The 13,777-nt window shown below is 66.3% G+C and carries 9 protein-coding genes; 6 read left to right on the top strand and 3 right to left on the bottom strand.

The features are described from left to right. The 3 genes from D1610_RS02070 to D1610_RS02060 all read right to left on the bottom strand — a co-directional run bounded on the left by D1610_RS02070 (position 1) and on the right by D1610_RS02060 (position 2,190). The gene (locus D1610_RS02070; RefSeq protein WP_118862454.1) at positions 1 to 756 is read right to left on the bottom strand and encodes a flagellar biosynthetic protein FliR; all 756 of its coding nucleotides are present in this window, start codon (positions 754 to 756) and stop codon (positions 1 to 3) included. 7 nt (positions 757 to 763) lie between these two features. Beyond that, positions 764 to 1,033, bottom strand: coding sequence for a flagellar biosynthesis protein FliQ (fliQ, locus tag D1610_RS02065; protein WP_118862453.1), 270 nt, complete (start codon positions 1,031 to 1,033; stop codon positions 764 to 766). 143 nt (positions 1,034 to 1,176) lie between these two features. Continuing rightward, positions 1,177 to 2,190: a LacI family DNA-binding transcriptional regulator gene (locus tag D1610_RS02060; protein ID WP_118862452.1), complete on the bottom strand. Its 1,014-nt coding sequence runs from the start codon at positions 2,188 to 2,190 to the stop codon at positions 1,177 to 1,179. A gap of 59 nt (positions 2,191 to 2,249) precedes the next feature. Between D1610_RS02060 and D1610_RS02055 the strand changes: the two genes are divergently transcribed. The 6 genes from D1610_RS02055 to D1610_RS02030 all read left to right on the top strand — a co-directional run bounded on the left by D1610_RS02055 (position 2,250) and on the right by D1610_RS02030 (position 13,768). Beyond that, on the top strand, positions 2,250 to 3,800 hold the full coding sequence (locus D1610_RS02055) for an MFS transporter (RefSeq protein ID WP_342768285.1): 1,551 nt from the start codon (positions 2,250 to 2,252) through the stop codon (positions 3,798 to 3,800). A gap of 392 nt (positions 3,801 to 4,192) precedes the next feature. Next, a complete protein-coding gene (locus D1610_RS02050; protein ID WP_245941925.1) occupies positions 4,193 to 7,594 on the top strand; it encodes a TonB-dependent receptor in 3,402 nt (1,133 codons plus the stop codon). A gap of 64 nt (positions 7,595 to 7,658) precedes the next feature. Next, entirely contained in the window at positions 7,659 to 9,185 is a 1,527-nt protein-coding gene (locus tag D1610_RS02045) for a tryptophan halogenase family protein (RefSeq protein WP_118862451.1), read from the top strand. Next, entirely contained in the window at positions 9,182 to 10,684 is a 1,503-nt protein-coding gene (locus D1610_RS02040; protein WP_118862937.1) for a tryptophan 7-halogenase, read from the top strand. Before D1610_RS02045 ends, D1610_RS02040 begins: the two co-directional genes overlap by 4 nt. Then, entirely contained in the window at positions 10,641 to 11,714 is a 1,074-nt protein-coding gene (locus D1610_RS02035; protein WP_118862450.1) for a cupin-like domain-containing protein, read from the top strand. The genes D1610_RS02040 and D1610_RS02035 overlap by 44 nt, the downstream gene beginning before the upstream one ends. A 38-nt stretch (positions 11,715 to 11,752) precedes the next feature. Next, positions 11,753 to 13,768 (top strand): glycoside hydrolase family 97 protein, encoded by a 2,016-nt coding sequence (locus D1610_RS02030; RefSeq protein ID WP_118862449.1) that lies wholly within the window; start codon positions 11,753 to 11,755, stop codon positions 13,766 to 13,768. Positions 13,769 to 13,777 lie beyond the last annotated feature (9 nt).

Below are 13,777 nucleotides of genomic sequence, written 5' to 3'. Positions count from 1 at the left end.
TCAGACCAGACCCGGCGCGCTTTCCAGCGCGAACCGTAGGAGCCGGACGAACAGGGCGGCGGAGAGTGACATAGCCACCGGCAGCATCACCAGCGTGGCGATCGCCTTCACCTGAAATCCCAGCAGCAGCACGTTCATCTGCGGCAGGGTGCGCGAGAGGAAGGCAACCGCCAGATCGAGCAGGAACAAGACCAGCAGGACAAGCCCCGCCAGCCCAATCGCCATCAGGAATACGCTCGCCATATACTGCATCAGCATCGCCGGATCGCGCGCCAGCGTCGCCGAGCCCAGCGGCACCTGCTCGACCGACGCCGCCCAGATCGCCAGCAGATCGGCCGGGCCGCCGATGGCGAAGAAGATCGCCGCCGCCATATAGGCGAACAGCGTGCCGACCAGCGGCATCTGGCCCCGCGTCGTCGGGTCGATCAGCAGGGCGAGGCCGAAGCCCGCCTGGATATCGATCGTCCGGCCCGCCAGCAGCAGGGCGCCGAAAGCGAGCTGCAGCGCCAGCGCCAGCGCGACGCCCATCAGCAGTTCGCCAAGCACGACGATCGGCAATCCGCCGTCCAGATAGGGCGCCCGCCAGGTCTCATCGGGGTTTCCCGCCACCAGCCACGCGGAAAGGCTTATGCTCAGCAGCAGCCGGACGCTGGCGGGAACGCGGAGCAGGGTGAAAGGCGGCGAGAAGGCAAGCGTCGGCGCGATGCGCAGGCTGAGCAGCAGCACTGCGATCGCTTGGTCGACATAATCCCCCATCGCCGCGTCAGGCCGCGAGCGTCGGGATGAGCAGATAGATAGATCGCGCGAATTCAGTGATGCGCTCCATCATCCACGGCCCGAGCGCGATCAGCAGCAGCGCCACCACCAGTATCTTGGGAACGTAGCTCAGCGTGATCTCCTGCAGCTGCGTCGCGACCTGAAACACGCTGATGACGAGCCCGACCGCCAGCGTCGCCAGCAGGACGGGGCCTGCGACGATCAGGCTGCTCCACAGCATGTCGTTCATGAAATTGAGCGCGCGATCCGCTTCCATGCCCCGCATTCCCCCAGCGCACCGGCATCGAATCCGCCTGCGCGGAAATTATCCTAAAATGGGACAGGTGGGATGCAAGTCGAATAACGGAATCAAGGTGATGGGATCGTCACTTCAACCCCGCAGCTGATAGCAGGCCGACTTCAGCCGCCGCAGGATTCCCGGACGATCAGGTCGGTGGGCAGCAGCTCCGATACATGATCTGGTGCCGGATCGAGTATTCTGGAGACCAGTTGGCGCCCGGCCTCATAGGTGTCCTGACGGATCGTGCTGAGCGCAGGCGTGCTGAGACGGGCAAGAAGCATGTCGTCATAGCCGACCACCGATACATCCTGAGGCACCGACAGCCCGGCACGCCTCAATGCGCGGATCGCGCCCAGCGCGATGAGATCGCTCGAGGCGACGATGCCGTCGAAGGGAATGTGCCGCCGGATCAGCCGGCTGACTGCGGCCTCCGCCGATTCGAGCTCGAAATCGACCGATACGAGCAGCTTGGGGTCGGCTTCGAGTCCGCTTTCCTTCAATCCTTCGAGATAGCCGCGGCGGCGCTGCACCGCTTCCGGGTCGCTGCCGCCAAGGAACACGATGCTCTTTCGGCCCAGCCGGGCGAGATGGAGCGTCGCTCGCCGCCCGCCAAGCAAGTTGTCCGAGCCTATCGAGCAGTATCGCTGGCCCGGCATCTGCGCGCCCCACACGACGAAGCGCGCATTGGTCGCGACCAGCCTGTTCAGTTCCTCGTGGAGCATGCTCTGGCCAAGGAAGATTACGCCGCTGGCGCGGCCGGTGGTGGTCGTGGAGACGAGATCGTCATAGCTCGCAGGCGCGGTATGGCTGACCGTGAAGTCGCAGTCGCGCACACGCGCCGCCTCACCGATGCTGGCGAGCAGTTCGAGGAAGAAGGGGTGCGACAGCGGCAGCGGACGGCCGCGCATGAACGGCGTGACGATCGCGATCGACCCTTCGGCGCCGATCGGCACCGCGGGCATCGAGCGGCGGAACGGGTAATCATGATCGCGCGCGAGCGCCCAGATGCGTTGCTTGGTCCGCACGCTGATCAGCGGATGATCGTTGAGCGCGCGCGAGACGGTCGATATCGACACGCCGGCGAGCTTCGCCAGATCCTCCAGCGTGGTATTGGTGTTGCCAGTGGTGGTCATAGCGCCCAAGCTGAGGAATGGCCGTAGCCGGCCGCCTTTAACGCATCGGAGGGGGGCCTTTGCAAGCGACGGACGCGACAGCGGCGCAGGTTGCACGTTCGCGTTCGCCCGGGACGCGGCGCCTGACCTATCTGCAAATCTGGAACATGTGCGTCGGCCTGTTCGGCGTGCAGATCGTCTGGGGCCTGCAGAACGTCAACACGAGCCGCATCTTCCAGACGCTGGGCGCGAATATCGACGAGCTGGCGATATTGTGGATCGCAGGACCCGCGACCGGCCTGATCGTACAGCCGGTCATCGGCTATCTGAGCGACAGGACGACAGGCCGGTTCGGGCGGCGCCGTCCCTATATCCTCGGCGGCGGGATGCTCGCCGCGCTGGCGCTGTTCGCCATGCCCAACGCGCCGAGCTTGTGGGCGGCAAGCTTGGTCCTGTGGGTGCTGACCGCTTCGATCAACATCGCGATGGAGCCGTTCCGCGCGCTCGTCGCCGACCGGCTTCCCGAGGAGCAGCGCACCGCCGGATTCGCCACGCAGGTGTTCTTCATCGGCGCGGGCGCGGTATTCGCATCGGCGCTGCCGTGGATGCTGACCTATTGGTTCGCGATCAGCGGAGATGCGGGGCAGGGCGGACTGCCGCAATCGGTCAAGCTGGCCTTCTATATCGGCGGCGCCAGCCTGATTGGAGCGGTGATGTGGACGGTGTTCACGACATCGGAAACCCCCGCCGACGCTCACGCCATCGCCGCGCGGTCCGTCGCGCACGATGTCCCGACCGCGGAAGGCGCCGCTGCGCTCGCGCGGGCCGGCGTGCTCTGGGTCGTCGGCGGCGGCGCGATTGCGGTAATCGCCGCCACGATGCGTTGGGAGCGCGAAATCTATCTGATCGCGGCGATCGGTTTCGGTTTCGGTGTCGCCCAGCTGGCGGCGGTCCGGCTGCGGCGGGCGGGACGGCAATCGCTGGGCCTGCTCGAGATCGTCGAGGACATTCTGCACATGCCCGTGATGCTGAAGCGGCTGGCGGTGGTCCAGTTCTTCACTTGGTTCGGGCTGTTCGCGATGTGGATCTACACCGTGCCGGCGGTGGCCGCGCGGCATTACGGCGCCGGCGATCCGGCCTCCGCCGCCTATAATGCCGGCGCCGACTGGGTGGGCGTGCTGTTCGCCGGATATAACGGCGTCGCGGCGGTCATGGCGCTGCTGCTTCCCGCGCTCGCGGCGCGCATCGGTCGGCGCGCCAGCCATGCGCTGTGCTTGCTCCTGGGCGGCGCCGGGCTGATCGGCTTCCAGGTGATCGACGATCCGGCGATGCTGTGGCTGCCGGCGATCGGCATCGGCTGCGCCTGGGCGGCGATCCTGTCGATTCCCTATGCCATGCTCGCCTCCGCGGTGCCGCCGCACAAGACCGGCGTCTATATGGGGATTCACAACACCTTCCTGGTGCTGCCCCAACTGTTCGCGGCGACGATCCTGGGCCCGCTCGTCGGCCAGGTGTTCGGCGGCCAGGCGATCCATGCGCTCGCGCTGGCCGCGGGCTCGCTCGCGCTCGCCGCGATCTGCACCTTCACGGTTCCGGGTTCGGCCGACCTTCGTCTCGCGCATCGCGCCTGATCCTCCCCTGACCGAAGTCCTTGCGCCAACCTTGCCGCAACGCTTATGCAAACATTTGCATTGATTTGCCAAGCACAATTTTGTTGGCATGAGCGATACGGCGACAAGCGTTGCATGCTGGATGCTATTTCCGGAAGATTAATCCAATAATCTCATATAAATGAAGCAACAATATTCAGCGTGGGAGCCGCCACAAGATTCTTCTTGCTTCTTGCGCAAGATTACGCAAAGTTACGCAAATAGACGATCGGCTCCGCCAACGGAGCGGCGCATATGGGGAGGTGAATATGGAAGGCACGCGTTCGGGTCGGGGCCGTAACGTCTTTCTACGAGGGGGTGTTTCGCTGGCGGCGCTCGCTTTGGTGAGCATTGGCGGGGCGGCGCAAGCACAGGTGCAAACCGCCGTCGACGCCAGCACGCAATCCGGCGCTGATGCCGCATCGCAAACCCAGCAATCGTCTTCGAGCAGCGAACCGCAGGGCGAGGCCGCGACCGGGGACACCAGCCAGGACATCGTCGTCGTCGGCGTGCGCGCCGCGCTGGCGACCTCGCAGGAAATCAAGAAGAACGCCGACACCTTCGTCGATTCGATCACCGCGACCGATATCGGCGCGTTCCCCGACAAATCGGCGGCGGAAGCGCTGCAGCGCGTGCCCGGCATCACCGTCGGCCGCCTCCAGTCGGCGGACGACAGCACGCACCCGTCGGGCGAGCCGACCAGCGTCCTGATCCGCGGCCTCACCCAGGTCCGCACCGAATTCAACGGGCGCGACAGTTTCTCCGCCGATTCGGCGCGCGGCCTCCAGTTCAACGACGTGTCGCCGGAGCTGCTGGCGGGCGTCGATTCCTACAAGAACCAGACCGCCGAGATGATCGAGGGCGGCATCGCCGGAACCGTCAACCTCAGGACCCGCCTGCCCTTCGACCAGAAGGGCCTCCTGGTGACCGGCAGCGTCAAGGGGAACTATGGCGACCGGTCCGAACGCTGGACGCACGAATTCTCGGGCCTCGTCAGCTACTCGGTGGACACCGCGATCGGGCGCTTCGGGCTGTTGGGCAACTATGCCGAGAGCCATGTCGTGACGCGCACAGAGAGCGTCATCATGGACAAGATCGACACCTATTGCACCGCCGGCTTCGGCACCGCGGACGAGGCCAATGTCGCCGCCGACGGCACGATCGGGTGCACCGCCAACCCCTTCGGCGGCGACGGCTGGGCCTATATCCCCGACGGCATCCGCTATTCGCAGGTCGATTATGACCGCAAGCGCCGCGGCATCGCCGGCGCGGCCCAGTATGAGAACAACTCGGGCACGCTGCGCGCAACAGTCCAGTATATCGATTCGCATTACACCAATGCCTGGCTGGAGCGCGCCAGCCACGCCATTCTCGACGGCAATTATTTCGGCACGCGCGCCTTCAACCCCCGCACCGGCTCCATCCTGGTCGGCAGCACCGGCATGACCTTCGGCCCCGACGGCATGCTGACATCGGGCCTGCTGACCCAGCCGCACGGCAGCTTCAGCGGCACCTATGAAAGCGTGCAGGCGGCGATCAACGCCGGCTCGGCGATTCCCGGCGTGCCGTTCGTCAACTATTGCGGCAACGGCGTATGCGGCGACAATCCGCGCAACGGCCTCTATTTCCAGAACGAGGCGCGCAATTTCGCACATGAGGAGGGGACGAGCGACCTTTCCGCGAACATCCGCTGGGACCCGACCGACCGGCTGCACCTCAATGCCGACGTGCAGTTCATCGACGCGTCGACCTACAACAACGACATCCTGGTCGCGACCGGCTCGATGGCCAACTACCAGTACGGCGTGAACGAGGATGGGACGCCCAGCGTCGAGCTGCTGCCCGGCTCCAACGTCAACTATGCGGAAGGCGGCCTCGCCAATCCGCACAATTACTGGATCCCTTTCATCCAGGGCCATGTCGAGGACAATGACGCCCAGGAATTCGCCTTCCGCACCGATGCGGAATACGACTTCGCAGACGATGGCTGGCTCGACTCGCTGAAGGTCGGCGTGCGCTACGCCAACCGCCGCCAGAAGGTGCGCTACTCGACGTTCAACTGGACTCCGATTGCGCAGCCATGGAACTGCAACGGTCCGGGCTTCAATGCCGACAACACGAGCGGCGGCGCCTATCCAACCGGCCCGACCAATCCGGACGGAACGCCCAATCCAACCGGTTCCAACAATTGCGCCGGAAATGCCGGCCACCCGCCCTTCCAGGGCTATGGCGAGGGCATCTGGGAATCGGAGAGCCTGGGCGATTTCTATGACGGCGGTTCCTATCCCAACGGGCCGCTCGTCTATCTGAACCGGGCCACGCTGCAGGACTTCCCGCGCCTGATCCAGTCACTGAGCGGGGCGACCACCAGTTCGCCCTTGGCGCCGGGCTACACCGCGATCTGCGATCGCCCCGAAGCCACGGTCGACGATTGCTTCACTCCCGGCGAGGTCATGCAGATCCGCGAGCGGACCAAGGCGGCATACGCGATGCTGCGCTTCGGCGGGGACGACAAGACCCTGTTCGGCGGCGTCACCCTGACCGGCAATGTCGGCCTGCGCGTCGTTAGCACCGAGGAGGACAGCATCGGCAGCGTCGCCTTCCCGGCGGCGAACATCTTCGACAACCTGCCGGCCTGCGGCACGCCGCTCTCCGGCAACAATATCCTCAATGTCAGCTGCTATCTGACGCCGGAAATCCGGGCGTTCGCCAATGGCGGCGCGACGGCCGACACGTTCCGCTCGTCGAGGACCGACTGGCTGCCGAGCCTCAACCTCCGATTCGGCCTCGACGACAAGAACTTCGTCCGCTTCGCATATTCAAGGGCGATCTCGCGGCCCGACATCGGCCTGTTGCGCAACACGCTGGCGATCAACGCCCCGATCATCAACACCACGGCGGATTCGCCCTATATCGTGTTCAATTCGCCCAACGCGCCGCGCACGCCTGAAAACGTCACCGGCTACAACTTCGTGTTCCTGGCGAATTCGGGCAACGCGGCGTTGAAGCCGCTCAGCGCCGATCAGTTCGATCTCTCGTTCGAACGCTATATGGGCCGCAGCACCTCGCTGACCGTGGGCCTGTTCTACAAGAAGCTGCACAACGCGATCTCCTACGGCCAGTTCACCCGCAGCATCGCCAACGGCGCGTCGACCCAGACCGTCCAGATCAACGGGCCCAGCAATGTGGAGGATGGCGGCGAGCTGATGGGCGCGGAGGTGGCGTACCAGACCTTCTTCGACTTCCTGCCCGGGCTGCTCAGCGGCCTCGGCACGCAGCTCAACTACACCTATGTCCACCAGGCGGGCATCAACAACTCGAACCTGATCACCGCTTCGTCCAGCGGCGACATCGGCGCGTTCGGAGCCGGCCAGCAGGCGCTCGGCGGCAGCGGGTTCGTCATCGACTCGCATCGTCTCGCCGGCATCTCGACGCACACGTTCAACATCGTCGGCCTGTACGAAAAGGGGCCGGTGGGCCTGCGCGTCGCGTATAACTGGCGGTCGCGCTACCTGACGCAGAATCTAGACTGCTGCATCGGCCTTCCCGTGTTCCAGAAAGCGGCCGGCTTCCTCGACGCGTCGTTCCGCTACTCGCCGACCGACTTCCTCGAACTTTCGCTGGAGGGAACCAACCTGCTGAACACCACCACGGTGTACCAGCAGCAGATCTTCGGAGATTCGCCGCAGATGCGCGGCGCCGCGCCCAAATATTTCGATTCGGCCTGGAGCCGCGTCGATCGCCGCTTCCAGATCGGGGCGCGGTTCAAATTCTAGTTCCCCTCGGCGTCGCCGCGCCCGGCGTGGCGGCGCCATTTTTCAGGCGGATGGGATGGCACCGATGAAGGTCGTCATTGTCGGAGGGGGCACCGCGGGGTGGATGTGCGCGGCGGCGCTGGCGCGGCTGCTGGCATTGCCCGACTACGACATCACGCTGATCGAATCGGACGAGATCGGCACCGTCGGCGTCGGCGAGGCGACGCTGCCGCACATCAAGACGTTCAACGACATGCTGGGGATCGACGAGGCGCAGTTCATGCGCGAGACCCGCGCGACCTTCAAGCTGGGCATCGAGTTCGTCGGCTGGGACAAGCCCGGCGGACGCTACATCCACCCCTTCGGCACCTTCGGCGAGCCCTGGGCGGGGGTGGACTTCCAGCATCATTGGGTGCGCGCGTCACTCGCCGGGCAGGATGTCGGTTCGCTGCAGGACTATTCCTATGCGGTCGCCGCATGCCGCGAAGGCGCGTTCGAATTCCCCAACCAGGATATGAAGTCGATCCGCTCGACCTACGCCTATGCCTATCATTTCGACGCCGGGCTCTATGCCGATTTCCTTCGCCGCTGGACCATCTTTCGCGGCGTCAAGCGGGTCGAGGGACAGGTGGTCGGCATCGTCCGGAACGCCGAGACCGGCCATGTCGAGAGCCTGACGCTCAAATCGGGCGCGCGCATCGCCGGCGATCTGTTCATCGATTGCAGCGGCTTCCGCGCGCTGCTGCTCGGCCAGACGATGAACGTCGCGTGGCGCGACTGGAGCGAATGGCTGCCCTGCGACCGCGCGCTCGCCGTGCCGTGCGAGCGGGCAGGCGCGCTCACGCCCTATACCCGTTCCATCGCGCAACCCGGCGGATGGATCTGGCGCATCCCGCTGCAGCACCGCACCGGCAACGGCCATGTCTTCTCCAGCCGCTTCTGCAGCAAGGAGCAGGCATACGAGGCGCTGATGCAGTCGCTCGACGGGCCCGCGCTCGCCGAGCCGCGCCTGCTGCGGTTCCAGGCGGGGCGGCGGGCGAAAGCGTGGGAAGGCAATGTCGTCGCGATCGGCCTCTCGAGCGGGTTCCTCGAACCGCTCGAATCGACCAGCATCTTCCTGATCCAGGCCGCCGCCACCGATCTCGCCAACCTGATGCCCGTCGGCGGCGTCATCGATCCGCGGCTGGCGGCCGAGTTCAACCGCCTGTTCGAAATCCATTACGACCGAACGCGCGATTTCCTGGTGCTGCATTATGCCGCCAACGCGCGCGTGGGCGAGCCGCTATGGGACCATGTCCGCACCATGACGCTCCCCGACAGCCTGGCGCACAAGATCGCACTGTTCGAGGAGAGCGCCGCCGCGCCCGATTACACCTTGGGCCTGTTCTCGCGCGACAGCTGGCTGGCGGTGCTGGTCGGGCAGGGCATCGTACCGCGCGCCTATAACCGGCTGGCCGATCGCATCGCACCGCCCGATCTCGAAGCGAAGCTGAGCGACCTGAAGCTGCGGATCTCCACCAACGCCGCGGCGATGACGCCGCACGACGAATTCGTCGCAAGCTATTGCTCCGCGGCGGCGGATGCGGCGGGCGACACGGTGTCGGCGGCATGAGCCCGCCCGCCGTCCGGGCCATCGTCGTGATCGGCCGCGACGCGCCGCTGTGGCTGGCGGCCGCGACGATCGCCAAGGCGCTCGAACCAGCCGGCGTGATGGTGACGGCGATCGAGCTGCCGAGCGCGCTCCATCCGGCCGATGTGTATCCGACGCTTCCGGCGCTGGAGGCGCTGCACAACCAGCTGCGCATCGACGAGGCGGCGCTCATCCGCGCGAGCCGCGGCGCCTTCTCGCTGGGGCAGAATTTCGTCGAGCCGGCGAGCGGCGCGTCCGGCTTCCTCCATGCCTATGGCGCGTTCGGTACAGCGATCGATGGCAAGGATTTCTTCGCTTACTGGCTGAAGGCGCGCCGCCACGGGCTGAGCGTCGGGCTCGAAGACTTCTCGCTGACCGCCGCTGCGGCCCGGCACGGGCGCCTGCTGATCCCCGACGCCGAGACCGAACGCTACGGGCGCAGCGATTATGGCTATCACCTGCCCGCCGCCGCCTATGCAGGCATTCTGAAGGCGGTAGCGATCCGGGATGGCGTGACCGCGCTCACCGCATCGGGCGCGAACGCGGTGCTCGCGTCCGAGACGGGCGACATCGCGGCGCTGATCGTCGATGGCGGTGAACATATCGGCGGCGACCTGTTCATCGACGCGACCGGCGGTGAGGGCGACCTGATCGGCGGCGCATTGGGCGTCGCGCGCGAAAGCTGGCGATCCTGCTTCCCGGCCGACCGTGTCCTCGCCGCCAACGGTCCGGCGCTTTCACCCCTGCCGATCTATGCCGAGGTCCGCGCCTGGCGAGGCGGCTGGACGGCGCTCCATCCGACGCCGGCGCGGACGCATGTGGCCCAGGCCTATGCGAGCGCGCTCGCCAGCGACGAGGAGGCGTTGCGCGGGGCCGAGGCGGCGTGCGGCTTCGCGCTTGCCGACCCGGCCGTCCGCTCATCCGATCCCGGCCGGCGCGAAGCTGCCTGGGCGCGAAACTGCGTCGCGATCGGGTCCGCGGCGTGCGCGTTCGATCCGGTTCACGGCGTCGACCTGCACGCAGTTCAGCTGGGGCTGATCCATCTGCTCGCCTGCTTCCCGGTTGGCGGCGCGTTCGGCGCGCAGCGCGCCGAATATAACCGGATCATGCGGTCGTCGTTCGAACAGGTCCGCGACTTCCAGTCGGCGCATTATGCGCTGGCGCGCTATGAGGGCGCGTTCTGGGCGTCGGCGCGCGAGGCGGAGACCTCGCCCGAACTGGCGCACACCATCGCCACCTTTCGCGCGCGCGGCGAGGTGCCGCCGATGGAGGAGCAGAGCTTCGCGCCCGACAGCTGGCGTGCGCTGTTCATCGGCCACGGCGTCACGCCGGAGAGCCATCTGCCGGTGATCGACCGCACCACGCCCGACGAGATGAAGGCGCAGTTCCGCCGGATGCTCGGCTTCGTCAAGGAACAGGTGCTCAGGCAGCCGACCCATGACGAATATCTGGGCCGCATCGCGGACCACGCTGGTGGCTGAGGCATTGCGCGCCAGCAACGACGCGCAGGCGTCAGCGCTGGACCGGCTGCCGCGCGTCTCGGCGCGGACGGCGCCGGCGCCGGCGGATTTCGCCGCGCTGGTGGCGACGGAAACGCCGGTCGTGCTGAAGGGCGTGTTCGATCACTGGCCGGCGCTGGCGGCGGGCCGCTCGCCTGCAACCCTCAATGCCTATCTGAAGGGCATGGACCGCGGCGCGTCGGCGCCGGTGATGGAGGCGCCGGCGAAAAGCGGCGGGCGCTTCACCTATGGTCCGGACATGCGCGAGTTCAACTTCACCAAGCGCAGCGGTCGGATCGGCGAAACGCTCGACCGGATCGAACGGCTGATCGGCCAGCCGAACGCGCCGTTCGTCGCGATCCAGATGCTGCCGCTCGCCAGCCACCTGCCCGATTTCGTGCGGCAGAACCCGATGCCGCTGCTGCCCGCCGAGATCGCGCCGCGGCTATGGATCGGCAGCGCGATCAAGACCCAGACGCACAACGACCGTGACCACAATCTCGCCTGTGTCATCGCCGGGCGGCGCCGCTTCGTGCTGTTCCCGCCCGATCAGGTCGCCAATCTCTATGTCGGCCCGCTCGACAACCCGCCGCCCTTGTCGCTGGTCGATCCCGAGGCGCCCGATCTCGATCGCTTCCCGCGCTATGCCGAAGCGGTCGCGGCGGCGCGCGTGGCGTATCTCGAGCCCGGTGACGCGCTGTTCATGCCCAAATACTGGTGGCACCACGTCACCTCGCTCGATCCGTACAACGCGATGGTCAATTACTGGTGGGGCGACAGCGCCACCGGGCTGGAGCGCGCCAACGACATATTCCTGTCCGCGCTGCTCGCGCTCAAGCACCTGCCGCCCGGCGAACGGGCCTATTGGCGCGCGATGTTCGATGCGCATGTCTTCGGCGACGGCGCGGATCATATTCCGGAGCCGCTGCGCGGCGCGCTGGGGCTGATGAGCCCCGGCTTTCGCGCCGCGCTGAAGCAGCAGCTCAAGAATGCCTTCCTCAAATCGCGGTGACCGCAAGCCGGCATCCCCCGAATGAAAGAGACTGTTCGATGATCCTTCGCATCCTAGCCCTGCTCGCCGCCCTGGCGCCCTGCGCGGCGCTGGCCGCGGAGCGCGAATGTGCGCAATCGCCGGGCAAGGTCATCGAGCTTTGCGTATCCGTCGATGAGGGGCAGGCGCGCTACGATGTCCGGCGGCGCGGCGTGGAGGTGCTGGCGCCATCGGCGCTGGGCCTGAGCTTCGCCGGCGAGCCGCAGGCGCGCTACACCGCGATCGCCGCCGCCCGGCGCAGCGCGTCGGATACCAGTTGGGAACAGCCTTGGGGCGAGCAGCGGATCATCCGCGACAATCATAGCGAGCTGACCGTGACGCTCAGCGGCGACACCCCGCTCAACAAGGTCGTGGATGTCACCTTCCGCCTGTTCGATGACGGTATCGGCTTTCGCTACGGATACGGCGCGATCCCCGTCGGGCAGGCCGTCTCGGTCACCGCCGACCGCACCCAGTTCCGCCCCGCCGGCGCCTATCAGGCGTGGTGGTATGAGGGATTGGGGCAGGAGCGCGACGAATATCTCTACAAGCAGACCGACGCCCGCCGCATCACCCTCGCCGAAACCCCGCTGACGCTGAAGAGCGAAAACGGCCTGTACCTGTCGTTCCACGAGGCGGCGCTGGTCGACTTTCCCAGCATGCTGCTCGAAGGCGATGGCGCCGGCACGCTGACGGCCTGGCTGATGCCCTGGCCCGACGGCGTGCTGGCGAAGAAGGCCGGGCCGTTCGCCACGCCGTGGCGGACGGTGCTGATCGGCGACAGCGCCGGGGCGCTCGCCGATAGCCGGATCACGCTCAACCTCAACGAGCCGAGCAGGATCGCCGATATCTCCTGGTTCAAGCCGGGCAAATATGTCGGCGTGTGGTGGGAGATGCACCTGGGCAAATCGACCTGGGGCAGCGGCCGCTTTCACGGCGCGCGCACCGAAAACGTCAAGCGCTATATCGATTTCGCCGCCAAATACGGTTTCGACGGCGTGCTGGTCGAAGGATGGAACCAAGGCTGGGACGGCGACTGGATCGCCAATGGCGGCACGTTCAGCTTCACCAGGCCCTATCCCGATTTCGACCTTCGCGCGATCACCGCTTACGGCAAGACCAAGAGCGTCAAGCTGATCGGTCATCACGAGACCGCGGGCGCGGTGGTCAATTACGAACGGCAGCTGGACGATGCGCTGAAACTCTACGCCGATGCGGGGGTGCCGATTATCAAGACCGGCTATGTCCGGCACAGCGGCGCCATCGCCGATGCGCAGGGCGGCCTCCAATGGTTCGCCGGGCAATATATGGTCCGCCACCATCTCGATGTGGTCAAGGCGGCGGCCAAGCACCATATCGCGATCAACGCGCACGAGCCGGTCAAGGACACCGGCCTCAGGCGCACCTGGCCCAACATGGTCAGCCGCGAAGGCGCGCGTGGGCAGGAGTTCAACGCCTGGGGCAACCCGACCAATCCGCCCGAGCATGTCACGATCCTGCCCTTCACGCGGATGCTCGCCGGACCGATGGACTATACGCCGGGCATCTTCGACATCGCACACGGCAAGGACGAGGTGACGAAGCGGGTGCAGTCGACGTTGGCGGCGCAGTTGGCACTGTACGTCGTGCTGTATTCGCCGATCCAGATGGCCGCGGACCTGCCGGAAAACTACGCAAGGCACCCGGACGCCTTCCAGTTCATCCGCGATGTGCCGACCGATTGGGAGCGCTCGGTCACGCTCGCCGGCGAGATCGGCGACTGTGCGGTCGTCGCTCGCCAGCGGCGTGGGAGCAATGAATGGTTCCTGGGCGCCGTGACCGACGAGAATGCGCGCAAGATCGCCCAGCCGCTCGGCTTCCTCACGCCCGGCAAACGCTACGAGGCGCAAATCTATCGCGACGGGGAAGGCGCCGATTATCGTACCGATCCCCTCGGCTTTCGCACGGAGCGAAGGATCGTGACGAGCACGGACAGCTTGCCTCTGGAGATGGCCCCCGGAGGTGGGGTCGCCATCCGCTTCCGGATGGTCGATTGAGCACGCCAT

The organism is Sphingomonas gilva (assembly GCF_003515075.1).
Taxonomy (GTDB): domain Bacteria; phylum Pseudomonadota; class Alphaproteobacteria; order Sphingomonadales; family Sphingomonadaceae; genus Sphingomonas; species Sphingomonas gilva.
The sequence above is the reverse complement of the archived record's forward strand: the minus strand, read 5'-3'. Positions and strand labels throughout refer to the sequence as shown.